The following is a 24,574-nucleotide window of genomic DNA, read 5'->3' on the forward strand; positions in this document are numbered from 1 at the left end:
ATGCGAGGCTTACCCTATCTTATTGCGTTAATCTCAGGTGGCGTGGGCGTCTTTGCCTTTTCTCCCTTTGATTATTGGGGCATTGCCTATCTTTCTCTGTTTGGTTTACTTTATGTGGCTAAAATTCCCCAAAAAAGCACCGCACTTCGGGCCAGTTTTTTATGGGGCGTGAGTTTTTTTAGCATTGGCACCAGTTGGCTACATGTCAGTATTCACCAATTTGGCGGTTCGCCCCTCTGGTTAAGCTATGGATTGGTATTACTTCTCGCCTGTTATTTAGCGCTTTTCCCTTTATTCTTCAGTTATTTAGTCCAACGCTTTAAAGTATCAAGCCCTGTTATTTTTGGCGCAATTTGGACATTGACCGAATTTTTACGAGGTTGGTTATTTACCGGTTTTCCGTGGCTCCAATTCGGCTACACGCAAATTGACAGCCCTTTTGCCGGCATTGCGCCTATTTTCGGGGTCAGTGGATTAACGTTCTTTGTGGTTTGGTTAAGTGCGATGATTTTTAATGCTGTTTTTTCCTTAATCAACCGACCACGTAAAAAAAATATTGCCTTGGTGAACATCTTGCTGGCTATTGTCGTCAGCGCCGTGGCCTCTCTAGCGAAAATGGATTACACCAAACCCGTGGAAGAAAAAGCCATTACCATTACATTAGCACAAGGCAATATTGCCCAATCGCTAAAATGGGATCCCGACTACTTACAATCCACCTTGCAAATTTACGCCAAGTTAATTAGCCAACATCTTGGCAAATCCGATCTGATTATTCTGCCCGAAAGCGCCCTACCCGCCTTAGAAGAACGTATCCAGCCATTTTTTGCGGAATTAAATCAAGCCAGTCAAACCACCCATACGGATATTATGATAGGCACCGTTCATCATGATCACGAGAGCGGAAAATTATTTAATTCCATTGCCTTAGTTGACGGCCAGTACCGTTCTGACACGGCACAACGTTACAATAAACATCATCTCGTGCCATTCGGGGAATATGTCCCCTTAGAAAGTTTATTGCGCCCTCTTGGATCGGTCTTTAATCTCCCCATGTCTGCTTTCCAAAGTGGCCTCGCTATCCAACCTGATCTCGTCAGCCAAGGTCGTCATTTTATGGGCGCAATTTGCTATGAAATTATTGAAGGCAGCCAATTACAAGCTAATTTAAAACCTGATACCGATTTTATTTTAACCGTTTCCAATGATGCTTGGTTTGGTGACAGCTACGGTCCTTGGCAACATTTCCAAATGGCCAGAATGCGAGCCTTAGAATTAGGTAAACCCGTGATTCGAGCCACGAATACTGGCGTAACCGCTTTTATTGATGCACAAGGAAATATCATCCAAAAAGCACCGCAGTTTGTGGAAACGACATTAACGCACAAAATTGCCCCAACACAAGGTAAAACACCTTATGCCGTGTTAGGGAACAAACCATTGTACTTTCTGCTATTATTATTTGTGTTATTTCGTGTCGTGGGACTGTTCGTGAAAAAGAAAATCACAGCCATATCACCTAAATCGTAGTAAATTCCTTGCTGACTTCAATTTTATCTACTCTTTTGAGGGAATGTTTTCATTTTTATATAAAACAGGAAAAACAATACTCTATAAAGGATAAATTTGCATTTAACCTTTAAAAAGGATAAAATGCAAACTATCCCTTTTTAACATATAGGAATAGATTATGGCATTAAGTATTACCAGTGCAAAAATGCTTGCACAAATTATTAGAGAATATCGTTATCAAGCAGGTTTATCCCAAACAGATGTAGCAAAACAAGCGGCGACAAAACAAGCGACTGTTTCCGTATTTGAAAACACGCCCGAAAGCACAAAATTAGACACATTGTTTAAAATTTTAATGGCATTGGAATTGGAACTGATTGTTCAACCTCGTCCAACTCAGGGGCAGGTGTTGCCGACCCAAAAACAAGACTCAGATAAAAATATGATTAGAGAAGAAAGTGCAACTTATATTGTTGATAGTGAGATTTGGTAATGGAAAATATTTTGAATATTGCAATGAATGGATTTCACGTTGGACAATGGCGCAAGCTAACGAGTGGGGCAACCGAATTTCAATATAACCCAAACTGGCTACATTCTGAACGTGGCCGACCAATATCACTTTCGCTCCCACTTTCAAATAAAATTTATAAAGGCGAAGTGGTATTTAATTTTTTTGATAATTTATTACCTGATAATGAGCAAATTCGCTCTCGTATTCAGCAACGTTTTCAAACTCACACCAAAACCCCTTTTGATTTACTTGCTGCCATTGGGCAAGATTGTGTAGGGGCAATTCAACTTTATCAAGAAACACCGCATTTTATTCGTCAAATCGAGGCAGCAACATTAAATGAGCATGAAATTGAAGTGCTGTTGAAAAATTATCAATCCTTACCATTAGGCATGGATAAATCAGATGATTTTCGTATTTCACTTGCTGGTGCTCAAGAAAAAACAGCCTTGTTACTTCATCAAAGACAATGGAAACGTCCGCTTTATTCCACCGCAACTAGCCATATTTTTAAGTTACCCATTGGGCAAGTCGCTCAAGGTCAGCTTGATCTTTCAATGAGTTGTGAAAATGAATGGCTTTGTTTGGAAATTTTACGCCTCTTTGGTTTAGATGTACCTAACGCCGAAATTCGCCATTTTGGAGAAACCAAAGTGTTAATTGTAGAACGATTTGACCGCCGTTGGGCAAAATCGGGAAATTGGCTTGTACGTTTGCCACAAGAAGACCTCTGCCAAGCCTTAAATATTGCTCCCGCTCGCAAATATGAATCAGATGGCGGTGCTGGCATTTTGTCGATTATGAACTTACTCAATAGCTCTGCTGATCCGCTCAATGACCGAAAGCGCTTTTTTAAAGCTCAGATTTTGTATTGGCTGTTATGTGCCATTGATGGGCATACCAAAAATTTCAGTATTTTTCTGGAACAAGGTAACCGCTATCGCCTAACGCCATTTTATGATGTGATGTCAGCTTATCCATTAATTAATCCGAAAGGGCTACGCCGTCAAAAAATCAAAATGGCCATGGCATGGCACGGCGAAAATAAGCATTATTTCTGGGATAAAATCCAACTTCGCCATATCTTCCATACCGCCAAACTAGCAGGTTTTGCCAAAGAAAATGTGGAAGATATTTTACATGAGATTAGTCAAACATTGCCAACACTATCACAAATTCAATGTGATCATATTCCTGAATTTATTCGTGAACCTATTTTGCAAGGGATCGAGGAAAAAACAAAAAGTATATTGAGGGTTTAATTCAATCCCCCATAAAGGGTAAAACACAAATTAACCTCTAAAAGGTATAATGTGTATTCTGGCTTAAATTGTAGAAATATTGAGTTATTATAGTTTTTGAACTATACTAAAAGACCAATATTTTCTTTAATTAGTTGAATCTTATGGATAATAATGACTCTTTTAATCACCTCTTGTATTTATCAGGATTAATTGACGATATTGATCTATTGCTATCTCTATTGGAAGAAAAAGGGGTAAAGGCGACTAAGGCTAATATTCGAAGTTGGAGAAGAAAATCCGGTAAAGATAATTCTAGACCTGTCCCTAATAAAGTTTTGTATTCATTGTTTAAAATTCTCTTTGAGGCGAAAAATAAAGATCCAGCTCGTTTCAATGTATTTAAGCCATTAAATTAATTATTATTTCTTGAAATTTCCGAAAAAATAACCGTAAAGCTCTACTCCCTAATATCCTAGATATTGGGGAGCATCTTTTTTAGGACTTTTTTATTTTAAATACCATTACGCAAACGTTTACGTAAATCAGTAAACTCGGTATAATATGGCAAAATTTCTAATAAAAGGACAACATCGTGAGCAAACCATCATTAAGTTATAAAGATGCTGGCGTGGATATTAACGCAGGCAATGAATTAGTTGAACGGATTAAACCGCACGTAAAACGCACTACTCGCCCTGAAGTGATTGGCGGTTTAGGTGGTTTCGGTGCGTTATGTGCGTTGCCAAGCAAATATAAAGAACCGATTTTAGTTTCAGGTACAGACGGTGTTGGCACCAAATTACGTTTAGCGATTGATTTGAAAAAACACGATACGATTGGGATTGATTTGGTTGCAATGTGCGTCAATGATTTAGTGGTGCAAGGTGCAGAACCGTTGTTCTTCTTGGATTATTATGCCACAGGAAAATTGGAAGTAGATGTGGCATCTGATGTGGTGAAAGGCATTGCGGAGGGTTGTGTACAATCAGGTTGTGCCTTAGTTGGCGGTGAAACAGCAGAAATGCCGGGGATGTATCACGCTGGTGATTACGATTTAGCTGGCTTCTGTGTTGGCGTGGTGGAAAAATCTAAAATTATTGACGGTTCGCAGGTACAAGCGGGCGATGCGTTAATTGCGTTAGCGTCAAGTGGTCCACATTCCAATGGTTATTCTTTAGTGCGTAAGGTGATTGAAGTATCAGGCGTAAACCCTGCTACAGAACAATTAGCAGGTCGCCCGTTAAGCGAACAAGTGCTTGCACCGACCAAAATTTATGTCAAATCGGTGTTAGAATTGATTGAAAATGTTGATGTGCATGCGATTGCGCATTTAACCGGTGGCGGTTTCTGGGAAAATATTCCACGAGTTTTGCCACAGAATCTGAAAGCGGTCATTAATGAAAAAAGCTGGCAATGGCAGCCTGTGTTTAAATGGTTGCAAGAAAAAGGCAATATTGAAACCTATGAAATGTACCGCACCTTTAACTGCGGTGTGGGCATGGTGATTGCATTACCACAAGCAGATGTGGAAAAAGCCTTGACAGTGTTGCGTGCAGCAGGTGAAGACGCTTGGTTAATTGGTCAAATTGAACCGTTACAAGCAGGCGAACAACAAGTGATTATTCAATAATATTCGGGGGCGGAACGATATGTCCGCCCTTAATTTTTCAATTTAATACCTATCTTTATGAAAAAAATCGTTATTCTTATTTCAGGTTCAGGCACCAATTTACAAGCGATTATAGAGGCTTGCGAAAATAAAATGGTTAATGGGCAAATTGTGGCTGTGATTAGCAATCAAGCCAATGCTTACGGTTTAGAACGTGCCAAAAATGCCAATATTCCCACCGCACTTTTTGAACGTAAACATTATCCAAATAATCTGGCAATGGATTTAGCTATTGGGGATTTTATTACTGATATTAAGGCAGATTTGATTGTGTTGGCTGGCTATATGAAAATTCTCACCGCTGAATTTACCCAACGCTTTGCCGGCAAGATTTTAAATATTCATCCGTCATTATTGCCAAAATTCCGTGGCTTAAACACCTATCAACAGGCTTTGGACGCTGGCGAAACGGAACATGGTACATCGGTGCATTTTGTGAATGAGAAAGTGGATGGAGGTGCCGTGATTTTGCAAGCTAAAGTCCCGATTTTCCCTGACGATAGCATAGAAGATATTCAACAACGAGTGAAAACACAAGAATTACAAATTTATCCTTTGGTGGTGAAATGGTTTGTTGATGATCGTTTGAAAGAAATTGACGGAAAAGCCTATTTAGATGGTCAATTACTTTCGCCACAAGGGTATGCCATAAATTAACATTTAGAATATTATCCTTGCGGTGTATATTCTAAGTTGTAAAGCCATTGCCATAATATTGCAATGGCTTTTGATTAATGATTGGCAAATAACTAGAAAATAATCCGATCTTTATTTTTATCTAATGTGGCTTGCCCAATACCTTGCACCTCCAATAACTGTTCTACTGACGTAAAAGCGCCGTGCTTTTCACGATACTGAACCATCGCCTCCGCTTTTTTCGCTCCGATGCCAGTTAAGGCTTTTTGAATCTCTGCTGCAGATGCGGTGTTAATATTTAATTTATCACCGACTACGGCAACTTCTGCTTGTGTTTCAGTTGCAACCGTTTGTACTGCTACTTGTTGAGTCGGAGCTGTGACTGGTTGAGTGTTTTCTGCGAATGCGTTTGCACCGCTTAATAATGAGCCTACAAGTACCACAGTACTTAATAATGTTTTAATAGATTTCATAAGATTTCCTTTTTGAAAATGAATGTTGATTTTTTTGCTGAGAATATTGTGAGTAAACTCAACAGAACGTAATTTCAAGCAAAATGCAAAAAGTCTCAAGAAATTTACCGCAGTTTTGGAATGCAGATCACAAAAATCGTAAAAAAGGATGGCAAAACAGCAAGTAAACTGCCCACCAAAGAAATAAAAGAAGCAAAAAAGCCAATAAGAAAAAGAAAAAATAAAAAACAGAATAAGAACTAGATAGATAGCGGAATAATATATTAAAAGAATGGCGGTGAGAGGGGGATTCGAACCCCCGATGCAGTTTCCCACATACACGCTTTCCAGGCGTGCTCCTTCAACCACTCGGACATCTCACCGTTAATTTGATTGCTTAATCGGAATAAGCGGGCGTGATTATAAGAATTAACGCTGCGTTCGTCTAGTCTTTTTTGCATTTTTTGAGATAACGCAAGGTTTTTTGCTGAAATTTTAGTTAGAATAGTCCGTCACGTTTAATTTTCGAGAGAGAAAAATGTTAAATAAATGGTTTCTAACTAAAAATGCCCTGCTGGCGGTTAAGCCTTTTAGTGCGTTACAAGATGCGTTTCGCTTGGGTTATGGCAAAACGCAGTTGGTGAAAGATATTATTGCCGGATTAACCGTGGGGGTGATTGCCATTCCATTATCCATGGCCTTGGCGATTGCCAGTGGCGTGCCACCGCAACATGGGTTATATACGGCGATTGTGGCGGGCATGGTGATTGCGTTATTGGGCGGTTCTCGCTTTAATATTTCCGGACCGACCGCTGCCTTTGTGGTGATTTTATATCCGGTTACCCAACAATTTGGGTTGGGTGGCTTGCTGATGGCGACCCTGTTATCGGGGATGATTTTAGTGCTGATGGCGCTGTTTCGATTGGGACGGTTAATTGAATATATTCCGTTGCCTGTGACGCTCGGGTTTACCTGTGGGATTGGGATTACCATTGCCACGTTACAAATCAAAGATTTTCTGGGGTTAGATATTGCGGTCATGCCCGCCCATTATGTGGAAAAAATTTATGCCATTTTCACCGCACTTCCTAGCATAAACTGGGGCGATACGGCGATTGGTGTGGTTACGTTATTGACGCTATCCCAATGGCACCGTTTGCGCCTCCCCTTTCCCGGCCATTTGCCGGCGGTTTTGCTCGGCACGCTGTTATCTTTGGGGCTGATTGCGTGCGGTTATGAGGTGCAAACCATTGGATCAGCGTTCCAATACCAACTGGCGGACGGCACGGTGGGACAAGGGATTCCCAATGTGTTACCTGAATTTGTGTTGCCTTGGCAGATACCGAATGCGCAAGGGAAATTGGTAGAATGGAATTTTGATACCCTGCAAGCCTTATTGCCGGCAGCGTTTTCCATGGCGGTGTTGGGGGCGATTGAGTCCTTATTGTGTGCGGTGGTGTTGGATAATATGACCAATACCAAACATCATTCTAATAACGAATTATTGGCACAAGGGTTGGGCAATATTGTGGCGCCATTTTTAGGCGGGATTACCGCCACGGCGGCCATTGCGCGTTCGGCGGCCAATGTCAAATCGGGGGCGTTCTCCCCGATTGCCAGTTTGGTCCATGGCTTGTTGGTGCTGTTTGCGTTGCTGTTATTTGCCCCTGCGCTATCTTATCTGCCGTTAGCCTCTATGGCGGCCTTGTTGTTAATGGTGGCGTGGAATATGGCGGATATTCGGAATATTATTCACTTGGTGCGCCGTTCGGGGGCCAATGAAATTGCGGTGTTATTAACCTGTATTTTTTTAACCGTGATTTTCGATATGGTGATTGCCATTACGGTGGGCGTGTTATTGGCCAGTTTGCTGTTTATTCGTACCATTGCGGAAATGACCAAATCCATTGAGCAATCGCATCCCGAAGATTTAAATGATGTGTTGGTGTATCGCATTAGTGGTCCGTTGTTTTTTGCGGCGGCGGATAATCTGTTTGCGGATTTACACGAAAAAACCGTGCATACGGATAACGAAATCAAGCATATTGTGTTGCAATGTGATACGGTGACGGTGTTGGATACGGGGGGCATTCATGCCTTAACCCGCTTTGTGCAACACATGTTGCCACATCAACAGCTTTATATGTGTAATATGCAATTTCAGCCGTTGCGCATGATCGTGAAATCCAATGCGGTGGTTGAATTGAAAAAAATTCATTTTGCGGCAGATTTAGAGGCGATTTATCAGAAAATCCGTGAAAGAGAAACGCCATCAAGCAATTAATGATTGAATTCTATGGCATTTACTGTTAAAAATACGGTTAATCACAGACAAAAGGAAACCTCACCATGACTGCACAACCGATTTTATTTATTGACCGTGACGGGACATTAATTGATGAACCCAAAACCGATTTTCAGATTGATAGTTTAGAAAAACTAAAACTGGAAAAAAATGTGATTCCTGCCTTACTTAAACTGAAAGATCGTTATCATTTTGTGATGGTCAGTAATCAAGACGGCTTGGGAACGGATTCTTTTCCGCAAGACAGTTTTGATAAACCGCACAATGCCATGATGGACATTTTTCGTTCGCAAGGGATTGAATTTGATGAGGTGCTGATTTGTCCGCATAAGCCAGAAGATCATTGCGATTGCCGCAAACCGCGGATCAAATTATTGGAAAAATATATTGCCAGACAGCTTTTTGATCCTGCCAGTAGTTTTGTGATTGGCGACCGTACCACGGATGTGCAGTTAGCCGAAAATTTAGGTATTCAAGCCTTACAATATCACCCTGAAAAATTAAATTGGGATTTAATTGCGGAAAAATTGCTAGGTGAGCCTGTCACCAATATTGTCCACCGTGCGCCACGTTATGCGGAAGTGGTACGTAAAACCAAAGAAACCGATATTAAAGTACAGGTTTGGTTAGATGAAACCGGTGTCAATGAGATCAAAACAGGCATTGGCTTTTTCGATCACATGCTCGATCAAATTGCCACCCACGGCGGTTTTCGCATGAATGTGTCTTGTAAAGGGGATTTATGGATTGACGAACATCACAGTGTGGAAGATACTGCACTTGCCCTCGGCACCGCCTTAAAACAGGCGATTGGCGACAAACGTGGTATCGCTCGTTTTGGTTTTGTGTTGCCCATGGACGAATGCAAAGCAGAATGTGCATTAGATTTATCGGGGCGTCCGTTTATTAAATTTCATGCGGATTTCAAACGGGACAAAGTGGGCGATTTCAGCACTGAACTCACGGAACATTTTTTCCAATCTATTGCGTTTACCATGTTAGCGACTTTACATTTAAGTGTGCAAGGCGAGAATGATCATCATAAAATTGAAAGTTTGTTTAAAGTGTTTGGACGCACCTTAAGACAGGCGATTCGGATTGAAAGTGATGTGTTGCCGAGTTCAAAAGGCGTATTGTAATGATTTTATAGTAGGAGTAATAAAATGAAATTGAAAAATATCTTATCACGTTCAATGGGGTTTACCGCAGTGATGTTAGGTTTATATTCAACCATGGCACAAGCCAGTCAGCTCCCCAATGACGTTCTATCTCAACTGCCTAATAGTTGGAAACCCATCTATCATGCCATTGGTGACTTAAATGGCGATAAACAAAATGATGTCGCTGTCATTGCGCAAGGGGGAAAATCCATCAAAGTAGATGATGACGCCGTTTATCCTCGTAAGCTCTTTATTTTCTTAAACCAAAATAATGCTTATCAACAGGTATTAGAAACCCAAGAACGTTTATTGCCCACTGTCAATGTGGCAGAAAGTTGTAATGATGAGTTGATTGAGGGAGGAATAGAAATTAAGAAAGGTCAGTTATGGCTAGACACGGGTTGGTCTTTAAATTGCTCCACAACTGGAAATTGGCATAAAACCTATCAAATTCGCTATAAAAATCAAATTTTCAGTTTAATCGGTTCTGAATACACAAGTCATAGTTACGATACTATTGACAAAATTAGCACCAATTATTTAACTAATAAAGAAAAAGTAACAAATATGTTTATTGGTTCAGATAAAGAAAAATCACACTGGGAAAAACCTAAAAATCCACCAATGACATTAGATTTACGTAAACTGACCCAGTTACCCTAATTACAAATGGAGTAATTAATGCAAAAAATTATTGTCATCGACACGGGCTGCGCCAACCTCTCCTCGGTCAAATTTGCCTTTGACCGTTTAGGTTTCCGTACTGAAATCTCACAAGAGATAAATGAAATCCACTCTGCGGATAAATTGATCTTACCCGGTGTTGGTACGGCGATTGCTGCGATGCAAAATTTAGAACAACGCCAACTGATTGACATCATTAAAAATGCAACCCAACCCATGTTAGGCATTTGCTTAGGTATGCAATTAATGACGGCATATTCCGCCGAGGGCAATGTATCCACCTTAAATCTTATGACTGGCAATACGCAATTAATCCCTGATACAGGTTTACCGTTGCCACATATGGGTTGGAATAAGGTACATTATACAGAAAATCACCCATTGTTTGCGGAGATTGAACAAGCTAGCCATTTCTATTTTGTGCATAGTTATGCAGTGTTACCGAATGAGAACACCATTGCGACCAGTCAATATGGGGTTGATTTTTCGGCGGCCATTGCGCATAACAATTTCTATGGTGTGCAGTTCCACCCTGAACGTTCCGGCAAAAATGGGGCACAATTATTACGCAATTTTGTGGAAAATATCTAACGTAATGCGCTGGAATTGGTTACGTTCAATACAGATTTATGATAGGCTATAACTTTCATGCTCAACCATAATTTATATGTTATTTAAATAGGACAATCAAATGAAAAAATCACGTTTTATCTTCCCTTTGGCAGCCTTAGCTTTAGTGGCTTGTACCAATAGTAGCTCGACAGATACAGCATCATCAACCGAAGTGGTGGATGTCAGCGAACCTTATACTAATGTACAAGTAACCGAAATGCCAACCAATATGGGGCAACCGACCTATCAACAACCGACCATTCAACAGCCCGCCTATAATCCGCCACAAGCCAGTTATGACGCAAGCAACAACAGCGAGCAAGTAGGAAATTGTACGGTGGTGCGTGATGCGAACAATACCCCTGTATATAGCCAAATTCAAAAAGGTTGCTATACCAATGCCAGTTATACCGTGGGCAAATACGATACCCTTTATTTGATCAGCTATTTAAGCGGGAAAAGTATCAATGACATTGCGAGCTTAAACGGCATTTCATCTACGGCCAAACTCAAAGTGGGTTCCACCTTACGTTTACGTTAACAGGTTTAGGACGACGCCATGAAAAAATCCATGATTATCCCCGCACTTGACCTGATTGATGGGCAAGTCGTACGCTTACATCAAGGGGATTATGCCAAACAAACGACCTATTGTGATGATCCCATTGCGCAATTTGCGCATTATTTGGTACAAGGGGCGGAACAGTTGCATTTGGTGGATTTAACCGGTGCGAAAGATCCGGCCAAACGTCAAACCAAGCTCATTGGCCACATTATTGAAACCACGCAATGTAACATTCAAGTGGGTGGCGGTATTCGCAGCGAACAAGATGTGGCGGATTTATTAGCCGTAGGGGCGAATCGTGTGGTGATCGGTTCAACGGCGGTGAAAAATGCAGACCTTGTGAAAGGTTGGTTTGAAAAATATGGGGCGGAAAAATTTGTCTTGGCGTTAGATGTCAATATTGATGAAAACGGCAATAAAATTATCGCCATCAGTGGTTGGCAAGAAACTAGTGGGGTGTCGCTTGAAAGATTAATTGAAGATTATCAATCCGTGGGTTTGCAACATGTTTTATGTACTGATATTTCCCGAGATGGCACCTTATCGGGGTCTAATGTGGATTTATATCGTGAAATTTGTGCCAAATACCCCGCAATCCATTTTCAATCTTCGGGCGGTATTGGCGGATTGTCGGATATTCAAGCCTTAAAAGGCACTGGCGTGGCGGGCGTGATTGTGGGACGTGCCTTATTAGAGGGTAAATTTAATGTAGCTGAGGCGATTGCATGTTGGCAAAACGGATAATTCCTTGTTTAGACGTCAAAGACGGTCAAGTGGTAAAAGGCGTGCAATTTCGCAACCATGAATTGATTGGCGACATTGTGCCACTGGCAAAACGTTATGCCGAAGAAGGGGCGGACGAATTGGTCTTTTATGATATTACCGCCTCATCAGACGGTCGCACCGTGGATAAAAGCTGGGTGGAACGTGTCGCCAAAGTGATTGATATTCCCTTTTGTGTGGCAGGTGGTATTAAAACCATTGCCGATGCGGAACAGCTTTTCGCCTTTGGGGCAGATAAAATTTCCATTAATTCGCCTGCGTTGGAAAATCCCGAATTAATCACCGCACTTTCTCAACGTTTCGGCGTACAAGCCATTGTAGTGGGCATTGATAGTTGGTTTGAACAGGAAACGGGGAAATATTGGGTGAACCAATATACCGGTGATGAACAGCGTACTCGTCAAACCCACTGGCAATTATTGAACTGGGTCGCTGAAGTGCAACGACGGGGTGCGGGCGAAATCGTGTTGAATATGATGAATCAAGACGGCGTGCGTAATGGCTATGATTTGGTGCAGTTAAAAAAAGTGCGTGAGGTTTGTCATGTGCCGTTAATTGCATCAGGTGGTGCGGGCGAAATGGTGCATTTTCTGGACGCCTTTGTGGACGCCAATGTTGACGGCGCCTTGGCGGCGAGTGTCTTTCATAAGCAAGTGATTAATATTGGAGAGCTAAAAACCTATTTAGCCACACAACAGGTGGAAGTGAGAAGATGATCAATATCCAACAAATTAACTGGCAAAAAGTCGATAACTTGCTCCCTGTCATTGTGCAACATGCACAAACTTGCGAAGTGTTAATGCTCGGTTATATGAATGCGGAAGCCTTAAATAAAACGTTGGCGGAAAAGAAAGTGACCTTTTATTCTCGCACAAAACAGCGTTTGTGGACAAAGGGCGAAACATCTGGGCATTTTTTGCATGTGGTGGACATGGCGTTGGATTGCGATCAGGATACCTTATTAATTTTAGTCAATCCGATTGGTCCCACTTGTCATAAAGGCACCGAAAGCTGTTTTAGTGAATTGCAAAACTTGCCCGATTGGGTATTTTTCAGCAAATTAGAAAATCTGATTAAATCACGCAAAAATGCCGATCCAGACAGTTCTTATACTGCTAAATTGTATGCCAAAGGAACAAAAAAGATTGCGCAAAAAGTCGGTGAAGAAGGGGTGGAAACGGCCTTAGCAGCCATGGCGAAAGATCCGGATGAAGTGGTTTCTGAAACTGCGGATCTGCTTTATCATTTAACCGTATTATTACAAGACGCCAACTTAAATTGGGCGAATGTGATGGACAAACTAAAAGAACGCCACCAAGGCATTGGATTACACCCCGAAGGGTCGAATAAATAATAACAGGATGAAAGTGCGGTGAAAATTACCGCACTTTTTCGTTCTCGGACTTTTTTAATACCGCATGCAGTAGATAACCCATACCCAAACCAATCACCGAGAAAATTACCCATTCCATAGAATAGGCTTTAAGCGGTAGTTTCTCCGTAAAGCTCACACCTAACACAGAACAGAATGAAATAATCGACACCAAACCAATGGAACAGCGTTGAGCAAGCATAGGCAGTTTGATGAAAATATGGATTGCCATGAGTAAAATAACCGTGATCGCAATGGGATATAACACCAATAACACCGGCACCGATTTACTTAACACCGTATTCAAGCCTTGGTTGGCAATAATAAAGCTAATCACCGTGAAAAATAACGCATAAATTTTGTAGGAAATTTTATGGTAAATTTCATAAAAATATTCACTGACCGAAACAATTAAGCCAATCGCCGTGGTTAAGCAGGCCAAGGTCACGATAACACCTAAAATAATACGCCCTAATTCACCAAAGGTTTGTTGAGCAATATTGTTCAGCAAATAGGTCCCCATATCCAGATTTCTTTCTTGAATATAAGCTAATGCTTGCTCACTCAAATGTGATTTACTGCCAATCCAAGCTAACGAGAGATAAATAAATGCTAATGCAGCGGCGGCAATCAGGCCAGCAAAAATGGTTTGTTGGGTCAGTTGTTTTTGTGTGACACCTTTTGACTGAATGGCGGAAATCACAATCATGGAAAAGGCAATAGAGGCTAAAGCATCCATAGTGAGATAACCCGAAACAAAGCCTTTAAAAAAGGATGGTTCATGAATTGTGCTAGGGACGTAATCCACACTTGATAGGGCGAAAATCGCTTTAATCACTAATGCGGCAATAGAGATCAGAAGTGCAGGTGTTAAAATAGAACCCACTCGCTCGACCATTTTAGAAGGGCTTAACGCTAACCACAGGGATAAAATAAAATAAAGTGCGGTGAAAATAAATTGTGGAATTTGGGTATCACCTTGTAAAAAGGGTTGTACCGCAATTTCAAAAGAAGTCGCTGCAGTACGAGGTATGGCTAAAAACGGCCCAATACTCAGATAAATTGCACTCAGAAATAGTAAGGAAAACCATGGGTTAATTTTTTTTAGGGCTTTGCTGTAACCACCAGGGTAAAACGCACTAACCATAATGCCTAATAGCGGTAATCCAACACCGGTGACGATAAACCCAAAGGCACCCAACCACATGTGTTCGCCACTTTCTAGGCCCAATTTAGGCGGAAAAATTAAATTACCCGCACCAAAAAAGATAGCAAAAAGCATAAAGCCGACAATAAAGGTGTTTTTGTTCATAAAATTCTCGTTATTGTTATAGGGTTAATTTGAACCTTTTACTTGAAAATTGATTTGCCAAAATAATAATTTTTTGTAGGCATTAATTTTATTGGTTTCTTCTGTCGTAGATAAGTGAGTTTCATCTGACACTAACATATCATCTTTCCAAGTATATTTGGTGAGATTATCTGAATGGCAAATCACGCCATGATTATCCGCCCATATTTGTTCATTATAAGCAAAATTATAATGATCATTCACGGATGGCGCTAACAGGTTTTGCCCACCCAAATTCCAGTATTCTATATCGGATAAGCTCACCGCATAAAGGGTTGGCATAATATCTTTATGTGATCCTATTCGTTTAGGATCAAAGGTAATATTCAGATTTTGTTGTATTTCATCTGGAATATGCAAGATAAAAGGAACCGCATGGGCAATGAAATATTGTTCAGGTAAGTTTGCGCTCAAGGATCTGACATGATGATCACCTGTTGCAGCTAAAATCGTCTTATTTTTCACCGCACTTTGGGTAATATTTTGCATAAATTGCCCTAACGCATTGCTGGCATACTGAAATGTACTGAGCATATTGCTGCGTTCTTCATGATTTTTACCAAATCTCTTTTCCAACAAATTGGGTTGAATCGGTAAGGTTTGATAATGATTCGGCACTTGATAGGGCGGATGATTGGTAATGGTTAAAATGTTAATAAATACAGGTTCATCATTTTCCAATAAACATTTTTCAGCTAAGGCGAAAGCAAATTCATCCGCAATTCCCCAGTAAGATAAGGTCTTACGAGCTTCAGGAAAAATGTCAATAATATGGCTTTGATCGTAGATCTCATCTACACCCTGTAAAGGCAGATAATTGCCCAAATTACGCCACATAATGTTACCAGAGGTAATAAAAATGGTTTTATAGCCTTGTTTTTTATAAGCTAAAAATGGCGTATGAGCTAATGGTGTTTTTTGTGCAATGGATTGGCTAATATTTTGTATCGGGCTATTAAAATAAAGATAAGCCAAACTTGGCGCTGTGCCACTGGATGAAGATAAAAAACGTTTGAACGTGAAACTATTCTCGTAAAATGGACGGAGTTTTCCGAGTAAATCATTATGAATGGGATCGTCTAATACCAAACAATTCATGGCAAAACTTTCCATCAAAGCTAACACCACATTTGGACGAGTCTTAGCGAGATAATCTGATGGTGGAACGCTATCGAGCAAGGAATCTTTCTGTAATGCGGCTTGCATTAAAGCACGCCCTGTTTCCAAATCCACTGGTTCAAATGTGATTTCTCTTTTTCTATCTTTAAATGCCCATTCCATTGCCACAATCCCATTAGGTACCATTTTATTTAAAATCGCCAATGTGGAAATTTGGACATGAGATTTCCCTAAGGGTAAAGAACGAATCGTGCCACGAGCTAAGAATGCAATACCGAGAAAAGTCATGAAGTAAACTAAAATGAGTATAAAAATGCTGTCTGAAAAAGAGAAAACTTGATTTTGGGTCGCATAATAACTAAAACTAGCAGGAAGATAGGCCAAAATCAGGCATAAAAACAACATTTTTATCACGGGATAATCTTCATAGATATTTTTCAGTACGGCTTGCGTATCATCTTCTTTTAGGCCGAACATGAAAATATCATAGTAATTTTGATAGGTTTTAAAGTAAAAATAATTCCCAATGAGAATGCTGATAAAAATAAAAGAAATAATAAAAATATAGCCCGACAAGATCCAAGCATTGACAGAGAGGTGAGTATTAATAAAGCTGAATAATGAACCGATAAGAAAAGGGAGAGATAAAATAATCGCAATATATTTAGCATCAAATCGCATACCGAGTATACGTAATCGTTTAAAGTGCGGTGCATATTGCTGACTTTCTCGTACTTCTTTTGTTACAAACATTTTTATCATGATTTCACGATGAAATAATGCAAAACCTAGTAAATAAAAAAATACCAAATAAAGCGTAACGATAAGCGTTTCAAGGTTTAGAAATGACACTCTATTTACTCAATCTTATCTAAAACATAATCAAAGTGGTGGGCGATACCGGTCTCGAACCAGTGACCCCCTCCTTGTAAGGGAGGTGCTCTCCCAACTGAGCTAATCGCCCTACGATAACAGCTATAAAAGCCTGTTTGTAGATTGTTTAAGTGGTGGGCGATACCGGTCTCGAACCAGTGACCCCCTCCTTGTAAGGGAGGTGCTCTCCCAACTGAGCTAATCGCCCACTTAAACAAGGGAAAACACATAAACGTTGCAAGAAACTTATCAATATTACATCGTTGAAAAGTGGTGGGCGATACCGGTCTCGAACCAGTGACCCCCTCCTTGTAAGGGAGGTGCTCTCCCAACTGAGCTAATCGCCCTTGCACCGCTAATTGCGTTGTGGAGTGCATTATAAGTATTCTTGAATTTCAGTCAATCTATTTCTGCAAAAAATGGTTTAATTGCCGTAAAAATAGCCATAAAATGCAAAATTCAGTTAAGCTAAATCCGAAAAGAAGGTACAATAGCCCACAAATTAAATAAGAATAAGAAAGGTAACTCATGAAAATCGACAATTTATTTCCTTTAGATCCCAATGTGAACGTGCGTACCCGTTTTGCACCGAGTCCAACTGGTTATTTACATGTTGGAGGAGCAAGAACGGCTTTGTATTCTTGGTTATATGCCAAACATCATCAAGGTGAGTTTGTATTACGTATTGAAGATACCGATTTAGAGCGTTCAACGCCAGAGGCAACACAAGCGATTTTAGAGGGCATGGCATGGTTAAATTTAGCTTGGGATCATGGCCCTTATTTCCAAACCAAACGTTTTGACCGTTACAATCAAGTGATTGATCAAATGTTAGAAGAAGGCACCGCATATCGTTGTTATTGTTCTAAAGAACGTTTAGATGAATTACGTCATCAACAAGAACAAAATAAAGAAAAAGCCAAATATGATCGTCATTGTTTAAATGACCACAGTCACTCACCAGATGAACCACACGTGATTCGTTTTAAAAATCCACAAGAGGGTTCTGTGGTATTTGATGACGCCGTGCGTGGTCGTATTGAAATTAGCAACAGTGAATTAGATGATCTGATTATTCGCCGTACAGATGGCTCACCGACTTACAACTTCTGTGTAGTAGTAGATGACTGGGACATGGGCATTACCCATGTCGTACGTGGTGAAGATCACATTAATAATACGCCACGTCAAATCAATATTTTAAAAGCGTTAAATGCTCCTGTGCCGACCTATGCACATGTTTCCATGATTAATGGTGATGACGGTCAGAAACTCTCAAAACGCCACGGTGCAGTGAGTGTGATGCAATACCGTGATGACGGTTATTTGCCTGAGGCCTTGATCAACTATTTAGTGCGTTTGGGGTGGGGACATGGCGATCAAGAAATTTTTTCACGAGATGAAATGATTTCGCTGTTTGACATTCATTCTGTCAGCAAATCGGCCAGTGCGTTTAATACGGAAAAATTGCAATGGTTGAATCAGCATTATATTCGTACCTTAGATCCAAGCTATGTGGCGAAACATTTGGCATGGCATATGCAAGATCAAGGCATTGATTATGAAAATAGTGTGCCATTGGAAGAGATTATTCCTGTGTTAGGTGAACGTGCGAAAACCTTGAAAGAATTAGCGACTCAAAGCCGTTATTTCTATGAAGAGTTTGATAGCTATGATGAAAAAGCCGCAACGAAAAACTTTAAACCAGAGGCCGTTGTGCCATTACAAAAATTAGCCGAAAAATTAACCGCACTTTCTGAGGCTGACTGGACGGTGGAAAATATTCATCAAGCCATGAATGATACCGCTGCGGAATTAGAAATCGGTATGGGTAAGGTCGGCATGCCATTCCGTTTGGCTGTGACGGGTTCTGGCCAATCGCCATCGATGGATATTACAGCAAAACTTGTAGGAAAAAACCGCACTTTAGCCAGAATCGCTAAAGCAGTTGAATTTATTCAAAAATAAGCGAAATTTCCTATTGACATTCAGCGTGGCGGAATTTATTATATCGTCACTTTCGGGGGTATAGCTCAGTTGGGAGAGCGCTTGCATGGCATGCAAGAGGTCATCGGTTCGATCCCGTTTACCTCCACCAAATATCAAAAAACCGTATCAATTATTTGATACGGTTTTTGTCTACTATGCCTAAAACTAAAAGCTACCATTGAGGATGCAACGGTAGCTTAATGTGGGCTTTGTACATTTGCTACATAATACCGATACTATAAGGCTTTAACTCACTACTTAGCAACCATTTTGTCTATTAAGCCAGGTTTTGTTATCTTAAGCATTTCCTCGAGCCATTTGCTTTTGTAATTTGACTAACTTTTCTTTAATCCGGTTGCGTTTTAAAGGCGAGAGATAATCCACAAATAACACGCCGTTTAAATGATCGATTTCATGTTGAATACAAATAGCTAATAAACCATCCGCCTCAAATGTCACGGTATCGCCTTGACGATTTAAGGCTTGTACTTTTACGGTTTCTTTGCGTGGCACTAAACCACGGAAACCAGGAATAGATAAACATCCCTCTTCGATCCCCGTTTCACCTGTACTTTCTAAAATTTCAGGGTTGATTAACACCAGTTGATTGGCCTTGTCGCCCTCAATATCAATGACAATCACACGTTGATGCACATTCACTTGAGTGGCAGCCAATCCAATTCCCTCATGTTCGTACATGGTTTCAAACATGTTATCAATCAAGGTTTGCAAATCATCGTTAAACGCCGTCACTGGCTCGGCCAACGTGCGAAGTTGTTCATCGGGGTAAATTAATACGTTTAATAAGCTCATAATGTCAATTATTGGTTAAATAAAAAAAGTAGCGCTATTTTAACAGAATTTAGCGCAAAATAGAGAAAAATAAACCGCACTTTGCACATTTCCCTCATCTGATTTCCTTACACATCAGGCGAATAATCATCTCCTGCACCAAGTTTGACATAAGCTTGACGTTTTGGGTCCACCAGTTTAGAGCGTTCAATCATTTTCTCAATGGTGACACCTTGTACCAAAATTGAAAAGGTCACCACGGCATAGGTCATTAACAAAATTAAATCACGCACATCTACTACCACATCATCACCGGTCATTAATGCCACGTGGCTTGGAATACTCAGCGCCATAGCAAGGGCTAATCCACCCCGCAAACCGCCCCAAGTGAGGATTCTCACTGTATAGGGATTGTATTGACGGAACCGTTGCATCACTTTGAAAGGCAGCCAAACGCTAATATAACGAGACAATAGACAAGCAGGAATAGCAATTAACATCATGATAGAACTGGCCCAAGTGAAGTCTACCAATAGCAAAGCCAAGCCGATTAACAAGAATAATAAGGAGTTTAACGAATGGTCGACCATTTCCCAGAAGTGGTCTAAATAACGTTGGCTCTGTTCTGAAAACCCATGACGGCGAGTCCAGTTCCCAATCAGAATACCCGATACCACCATGGCGAGTGCACCCGATACGTGCATAAAGTTGGCGACCATAAAGCCCGTCGTGGGAATGGTAAGTGTGATTAAAATCTCCAAACTCCCGTCGTCGGTGGCAGAAATCAAATAATGCGATACCGTGCCAGTAATTAAACCAAATAAAATACCGCCTACAGCCTCATGTAAAAACAAGGTCGAGATCCCCGAGATAGAGGCTTCTTCGCCCCCGAATGCGACAGCAAAAATAGTGGTAAAAATGACTAAGCCAACCCCGTCATTAAACAAGGACTCGCCCTCGACTTGCATGGAAAGGCGTTTCGGCGCACGCAAATTTTTGATGATCGCCAACACCGCAATCGGGTCGGTTGGTGAAATTAACGAACCAAACACGACACAATAAATAAAATCAATCTGCCAACCTAATAAACTCGCCGCATAATAAATGAGCGCGCCAATCATCAGGGTAGAAAATAAGGTGGAGAATAAGGCGAAAGTGGCAATTTCCCAACGTTGATCTTTCATTAAAGGCAATTTAATCCCTAACGCCCCTGCAAACAGCAAAAAGCCAAGCATACCGTTCAGCAAGAAGTTTTTAAAATCCAGTTCTTCCATAATATGGGTGGCCACGTTATCTAAGCGCAACCAGCCTAAAAAGCCTAACAGCAATAACACCAACGACCCCACCATGGCAGAGGCCGTAATGGCAATGGTGGATTGCACTCGGTCGCTGATTTTATGGGTGATGAACGCCAATAAAATCGAAATGCCAAACAAAAAACAGATATAAGCGTAAATACCCATATACTATCCTTAATATTAAAGTAAAATTATTTTTTCCAACCTTTCAACGCATCTGCAAAGGCATTATTGCTAAAGCTAGACTGACGTTCTTGGCGTTTTGGTGCCGAAGTGCGGTCATTTTTCGGATCTTTTTTGTCTTTTTGCACCGCACTTTCTTCTAACCGCATGGTTAACGCAATACGTTTACGTGCCACGTCCACGTCTAACACTTTGACTTTCACCACATCACCGGTTTTCACCACTTGATGGGGATCTTCCACAAATTTGTCCGACAACGAGGAAATATGCACCAACCCGTCTTGATGTACGCCAATATCCACAAAGGCTCCGAAATTAGTCACGTTGGTAATGGTTCCCTCTAAAATCATGCCCGCTTTTAAATCAGTAATCTCCTCCACGCCCTCCATAAAGGTAGCCGTTTTGAATTCACCCCGTGGGTCACGGCCCGGTTTTTCTAATTCTTTGAAAATATCTTTCACCGTTGGCAAACCAAATTGTTCATCCGTAAATTGTTTCGGATCAAGCTGACGAATCGCACTGGCATTGCCCATTAATTCTTGAATTGATTGTTCCGTGGCTTGCAAGATTTTTTCTACCACCGCATAGGTTTCAGGGTGAACCCCCGAGGCATCAAGCGGATTTTTACCGTTATTAATGCGCATAAAACCCGCACATTGTTCAAAGGCTTTTGGCCCGAGACGTGGGACTTTTTTCAATGCCGCACGGCTGTCAAAACGGCCATGTTCATCACGATAATCCACGATATTTTGTGCCAAAGTTTTGCTCATGCCTGCAACACGTGCCAATAACGCCGAGGAGGCCGTGTTTAAATCCACGCCCACGGCATTTACACAATCTTCCACCACCGCATCCAATTTGCGTGCTAATTGCGCTTGGTTCACATCATGCTGATACTGTCCCACCCCAATGGCTTTGGGTTCAATTTTCACGAGTTCCGCCAAGGGATCTTGTAAACGACGAGCAATAGACACCGCCCCACGCAAGGACACATCTAATTGCGGAAACTCTTGTGCCGCCAGCTCCGAGGCCGAATACACCGACGCCCCCGCCTCGCTCACCACCACAATTTGCGGTGCCTGCGGTATTTGTTTAATCACTTCCTTAGCAAAACGTTCCGTTTCTCGTGAGGCCGTACCGTTACCAATGGCAATCAATTCTACATGATGGGTTTTGATTAATTTAAACAAGGTCACTAATGCGTTATCTATTTGGCCGGTATGTGGATAAATCGTCGCCGTATCTAACAATTTACCTGTGTTATCCACCACGGCCACTTTCACACCCGTACGTAAACCGGGGTCTAAACCCATGGTATTTTTCGCTCCCGCCGGCGCCGCCATTAAAAGCGCGGTTAAATTTCGGGCAAAAACATCAATGGCCTCGTCCTCCGCTTTTTCACGCAAGGCGCCCATTAATTCGGTTTCTAAATGTAACGCCACCTTGATTTTCCACGTCCATGCAATCACTTGCTCACGCCATTTGTCGGCGGGTTGTGCATTGAAACGCACGCCTAAATGCTCACGGATAATTTCCTCACAATAGCTTGAACGACTGCCCTCTTCGGCATCAGGATCTGCATTTAAACTGAGTTGCAAAATCCCCTCATTACGGCCACGCAACATAGCCAATGCTCGGTGTGATGGCACATTTTTCAGTAGCTCTTGATGAGCAAAATAATCTTGGAATTTAGCACCCTCGCTTTCTTTTCCCTCAAAAACCTTGGAAATTAATACCGCACTTTGCTGTAAATACTGGCGAATTTTCGCCAACAGTGTGGCATCTTCGGCAAAGCGTTCCATTAAAATATATTTTGCGCCATCTAATGCAGCTTTGCTGTCTGCAATGCCTTTCTCCGCATTCACAAACTGGCTCGCTGTATTTTCAGGATCATGATTCGGTTCTGTCCATAATAAATCTGCCAACGGCTCAAGCCCCGCCTCAATGGCAATTTGGCCTTTGGTGCGACGTTTGGGTTTATAAGGGAGGTAAAGATCTTCTAGCTCGGTTTTGCTTTGGGTTTGCTGAATTTGTTGTTGTAGCTCAGGCGTGAGTTTGCCTTGTTCATCAATGGATTTCAAAATGGTTTGGCGACGATCTTCCAGCTCCCGCAAATAAATCAAGCGGGTTTCAAAATGGCGTAATTGAGTATCGTCTAACCCACCCGTAACTTCTTTGCGATAACGAGCAATAAAGGGAATCGTATTGCCATCATCCACGAGTTGAATAGCGGCTAAAATTTGGTCTGGGCGAACGTTTAATTCGTCAGCAATCAGTTGGGAAATTTGTTGGTTTAACATTTGTTACATCTTTGTTATAAATCAATTCAAAACTGTGCATAGCATACTGGTTTTAGGGGCAAAAATAAAGCCTTTAATTCACTTTGAGCTTATCTACATTGGCGTTGTTGAATAAGCTAAAAGGGGCGGTTTTACAAGTATTCCATACGATTTTTGTGTTTTTCTGCCAACGTCCTCTAAACTGGCGGAAAGATTAACTCAACCAAGAAATGACTATGTACAAACAACATTCACGCTATATCGATCTCACCACCGACTACGGTTTTAAACGCATTTTCGGCCGTGAAACACACAAAAATTTATTAATTGCTTTTCTCAATGATTTATTTCAAGGGCGGAAAACGATCAAAGATTTGACGTATAATCAAAATGAACATCAAGGCGATATTGCTGAGCAAGGCACGGTCATTTTTGATCTTGCTTGCACCGCAGAAGATGGGAGCCAATTTATTATTGAAATCCAATGCAGTCACCAAGAAAATTTCAAAGAACGCACTATTTACTACGGTAGTAAACTAATTAGCGACCAAGCCCCCAAAGGCAACAGAAAGACATGGCGCTATGCCATTAGCGAAGTTTATGTCATTGCAATTATGGATGGTTTTCGCTTTTCCGAGAGAACAGATTATCTGCATAATATTTGCCTCTGTGACCGAAAGACAGGCGAAATATTTTATGATAAACTGGATTTTATTTATGTTGAATTGCTCAACTTTAACAAAACTGAAGATCAGTTAAAAACAGATTTAGAACGTTGGTTATTTGTACTAAAAAATATCACCACATTAGAGGCATTATCGCCTTATTTACGTACACCAATTTTCGAAGAATTATTTAACAGCGCCGAATACAGCCGACTGAATAGGGAGGAAAAAAATATGTATGACGTCAGTTTAAAACGCAAATGGGATGAATATTCTGTACTTACCTCTGCTGAAACGAGAGGAAGACGTGAGGGCATACAGATAGGATTACAACAAGGTATGCAACAGGGGTTACAGCAAGGATTGAAAAATACGGCCAAAAATATGCTTGAGCATGGTGTCGATATTCAATTTATTTCTGACATGGTCGGTTTACCTGTTGATGAAATCAAAAAGCTCATGAATTAATAAGCTATTCTTGTGGTGGCGTAAAGGGACTATATAGCACGATCTATCT

The 24,574-nt window shown here is 41.0% G+C and carries 22 protein-coding genes and 5 tRNA genes; 17 read left to right on the forward strand and 10 right to left on the reverse strand.

Features of this window, described 5'->3' with window-relative positions:
- The 6 genes from lnt to purN all read left to right on the forward strand — a co-directional run bounded on the left by lnt (window position 1) and on the right by purN (window position 5,596).
- Complete coding sequence (gene lnt, locus ACTG7Q_RS04625; protein ID WP_439241363.1) at window positions 1–1,530, forward strand: apolipoprotein N-acyltransferase; 1,530 nt, start codon at window positions 1–3, stop codon at window positions 1,528–1,530.
- A 160-nt stretch (window positions 1,531–1,690) separates the two neighbouring features.
- Window positions 1,691–2,005 carry a helix-turn-helix domain-containing protein gene (locus tag ACTG7Q_RS04630; protein ID WP_439241365.1) on the forward strand — a complete coding sequence of 105 codons (315 nt, stop codon included), beginning with the start codon at window positions 1,691–1,693 and terminating at the stop codon, window positions 2,003–2,005.
- A complete protein-coding gene (locus ACTG7Q_RS04635; protein ID WP_439241367.1) occupies window positions 2,005–3,288 on the forward strand; it encodes a type II toxin-antitoxin system HipA family toxin in 1,284 nt (427 codons plus the stop codon). Before ACTG7Q_RS04630 ends, ACTG7Q_RS04635 begins: the two co-directional genes overlap by 1 nt.
- A 143-nt stretch (window positions 3,289–3,431) precedes the next feature.
- On the forward strand, window positions 3,432–3,686 hold the full coding sequence (locus ACTG7Q_RS04640; RefSeq protein WP_439241369.1) for a hypothetical protein: 255 nt from the start codon (window positions 3,432–3,434) through the stop codon (window positions 3,684–3,686).
- A 176-nt stretch (window positions 3,687–3,862) separates the two neighbouring features.
- The gene (gene purM / locus ACTG7Q_RS04645; protein WP_439238799.1) at window positions 3,863–4,900 is read left to right on the forward strand and encodes a phosphoribosylformylglycinamidine cyclo-ligase; all 1,038 of its coding nucleotides are present in this window, start codon (window positions 3,863–3,865) and stop codon (window positions 4,898–4,900) included.
- Window positions 4,901–4,957: 57 nt separating this feature from the next.
- Entirely contained in the window at window positions 4,958–5,596 is a 639-nt protein-coding gene (gene purN, locus ACTG7Q_RS04650) for a phosphoribosylglycinamide formyltransferase (RefSeq protein WP_439241371.1), read from the forward strand.
- Between the two features lie 92 nt (window positions 5,597–5,688).
- On the opposite strand, the gene ACTG7Q_RS04655 is transcribed toward purN, so the two are convergent.
- The gene (locus tag ACTG7Q_RS04655) at window positions 5,689–6,048 is read right to left on the reverse strand and encodes a ComEA family DNA-binding protein (RefSeq protein WP_439241373.1); all 360 of its coding nucleotides are present in this window, start codon (window positions 6,046–6,048) and stop codon (window positions 5,689–5,691) included.
- A gap of 272 nt (window positions 6,049–6,320) precedes the next feature.
- Window positions 6,321–6,410: transfer RNA gene (locus ACTG7Q_RS04660), tRNA-Ser, on the reverse strand.
- A 155-nt stretch (window positions 6,411–6,565) separates the two neighbouring features.
- On the opposite strand from ACTG7Q_RS04660, the gene dauA reads away from it, so the two are divergent.
- The 8 genes from dauA to hisIE all read left to right on the forward strand — a co-directional run bounded on the left by dauA (window position 6,566) and on the right by hisIE (window position 13,490).
- Window positions 6,566–8,311 (forward strand): C4-dicarboxylic acid transporter DauA, encoded by a 1,746-nt coding sequence (gene dauA, locus ACTG7Q_RS04665; protein WP_439241375.1) that lies wholly within the window; start codon window positions 6,566–6,568, stop codon window positions 8,309–8,311.
- Window positions 8,312–8,376: 65 nt separating this feature from the next.
- Window positions 8,377–9,471, forward strand: coding sequence for a bifunctional histidinol-phosphatase/imidazoleglycerol-phosphate dehydratase HisB (hisB, locus tag ACTG7Q_RS04670; RefSeq protein ID WP_439241377.1), 1,095 nt, complete (start codon window positions 8,377–8,379; stop codon window positions 9,469–9,471).
- 24 nt (window positions 9,472–9,495) lie between these two features.
- Window positions 9,496–10,155: a hypothetical protein gene (locus ACTG7Q_RS04675; RefSeq protein ID WP_439241379.1), complete on the forward strand. Its 660-nt coding sequence runs from the start codon at window positions 9,496–9,498 to the stop codon at window positions 10,153–10,155.
- 18 nt (window positions 10,156–10,173) lie between these two features.
- Entirely contained in the window at window positions 10,174–10,767 is a 594-nt protein-coding gene (hisH, locus tag ACTG7Q_RS04680; RefSeq protein ID WP_439241381.1) for an imidazole glycerol phosphate synthase subunit HisH, read from the forward strand.
- Window positions 10,768–10,867: 100 nt separating this feature from the next.
- Window positions 10,868–11,329 carry a LysM peptidoglycan-binding domain-containing protein gene (locus ACTG7Q_RS04685; RefSeq protein WP_439241383.1) on the forward strand — a complete coding sequence of 154 codons (462 nt, stop codon included), beginning with the start codon at window positions 10,868–10,870 and terminating at the stop codon, window positions 11,327–11,329.
- Between the two features lie 18 nt (window positions 11,330–11,347).
- The gene (gene hisA / locus ACTG7Q_RS04690; RefSeq protein WP_439241385.1) at window positions 11,348–12,097 is read left to right on the forward strand and encodes a 1-(5-phosphoribosyl)-5-[(5-phosphoribosylamino)methylideneamino]imidazole-4-carboxamide isomerase; all 750 of its coding nucleotides are present in this window, start codon (window positions 11,348–11,350) and stop codon (window positions 12,095–12,097) included.
- Window positions 12,079–12,852: an imidazole glycerol phosphate synthase subunit HisF gene (gene hisF / locus ACTG7Q_RS04695; protein ID WP_439241387.1), complete on the forward strand. Its 774-nt coding sequence runs from the start codon at window positions 12,079–12,081 to the stop codon at window positions 12,850–12,852. Before hisA ends, hisF begins: the two co-directional genes overlap by 19 nt.
- Window positions 12,849–13,490, forward strand: coding sequence for a bifunctional phosphoribosyl-AMP cyclohydrolase/phosphoribosyl-ATP diphosphatase HisIE (hisIE, locus tag ACTG7Q_RS04700; protein ID WP_439241389.1), 642 nt, complete (start codon window positions 12,849–12,851; stop codon window positions 13,488–13,490). The genes hisF and hisIE overlap by 4 nt, the downstream gene beginning before the upstream one ends.
- A 25-nt stretch (window positions 13,491–13,515) precedes the next feature.
- Here the strand turns inward: hisIE and brnQ are convergent, their stop codons facing one another.
- From brnQ to ACTG7Q_RS04725, 5 genes are all read right to left on the reverse strand, one after another.
- The gene (brnQ, locus tag ACTG7Q_RS04705) at window positions 13,516–14,820 is read right to left on the reverse strand and encodes a branched-chain amino acid transport system II carrier protein (RefSeq protein WP_439241391.1); all 1,305 of its coding nucleotides are present in this window, start codon (window positions 14,818–14,820) and stop codon (window positions 13,516–13,518) included.
- A 24-nt stretch (window positions 14,821–14,844) separates the two neighbouring features.
- Window positions 14,845–16,731, reverse strand: a complete 1,887-nt coding sequence (locus tag ACTG7Q_RS04710; RefSeq protein ID WP_439241393.1) for an LTA synthase family protein — start codon at window positions 16,729–16,731, stop codon at window positions 14,845–14,847.
- A gap of 135 nt (window positions 16,732–16,866) precedes the next feature.
- Window positions 16,867–16,942, reverse strand: a tRNA-Val gene (locus tag ACTG7Q_RS04715).
- 41 nt (window positions 16,943–16,983) lie between these two features.
- Window positions 16,984–17,059 (reverse strand) — tRNA-Val (locus ACTG7Q_RS04720).
- Between the two features lie 63 nt (window positions 17,060–17,122).
- Window positions 17,123–17,198, reverse strand: a tRNA-Val gene (locus ACTG7Q_RS04725).
- Window positions 17,199–17,379: 181 nt separating this feature from the next.
- On the opposite strand from ACTG7Q_RS04725, the gene gltX reads away from it, so the two are divergent.
- Complete coding sequence (gltX, locus tag ACTG7Q_RS04730; protein WP_439241395.1) at window positions 17,380–18,819, forward strand: glutamate--tRNA ligase; 1,440 nt, start codon at window positions 17,380–17,382, stop codon at window positions 18,817–18,819.
- Window positions 18,820–18,873: 54 nt separating this feature from the next.
- Window positions 18,874–18,949: transfer RNA gene (locus ACTG7Q_RS04735), tRNA-Ala, on the forward strand.
- 188 nt (window positions 18,950–19,137) lie between these two features.
- On the opposite strand, the gene def is transcribed toward ACTG7Q_RS04735, so the two are convergent.
- The 3 genes from def to ACTG7Q_RS04750 form a co-directional block, all read right to left on the reverse strand.
- Entirely contained in the window at window positions 19,138–19,653 is a 516-nt protein-coding gene (def, locus tag ACTG7Q_RS04740) for a peptide deformylase (protein WP_439241397.1), read from the reverse strand.
- Window positions 19,654–19,760: 107 nt separating this feature from the next.
- Window positions 19,761–21,095 carry a cation:proton antiporter gene (locus tag ACTG7Q_RS04745; protein ID WP_439241399.1) on the reverse strand — a complete coding sequence of 445 codons (1,335 nt, stop codon included), beginning with the start codon at window positions 21,093–21,095 and terminating at the stop codon, window positions 19,761–19,763.
- 26 nt (window positions 21,096–21,121) lie between these two features.
- Window positions 21,122–23,413, reverse strand: a complete 2,292-nt coding sequence (locus tag ACTG7Q_RS04750; RefSeq protein WP_439241401.1) for a Tex family protein — start codon at window positions 23,411–23,413, stop codon at window positions 21,122–21,124.
- Between the two features lie 215 nt (window positions 23,414–23,628).
- Between ACTG7Q_RS04750 and ACTG7Q_RS04755 the strand changes: the two genes are divergently transcribed.
- A complete protein-coding gene (locus ACTG7Q_RS04755) occupies window positions 23,629–24,525 on the forward strand; it encodes an Rpn family recombination-promoting nuclease/putative transposase (RefSeq protein WP_439241404.1) in 897 nt (298 codons plus the stop codon).
- The last annotated feature ends 49 nt before the right edge of the window (window positions 24,526–24,574 follow it).

This window comes from Lonepinella sp. BR2474 (genome assembly GCF_051851555.1).
GTDB lineage: Bacteria > Pseudomonadota > Gammaproteobacteria > Enterobacterales > Pasteurellaceae > Lonepinella.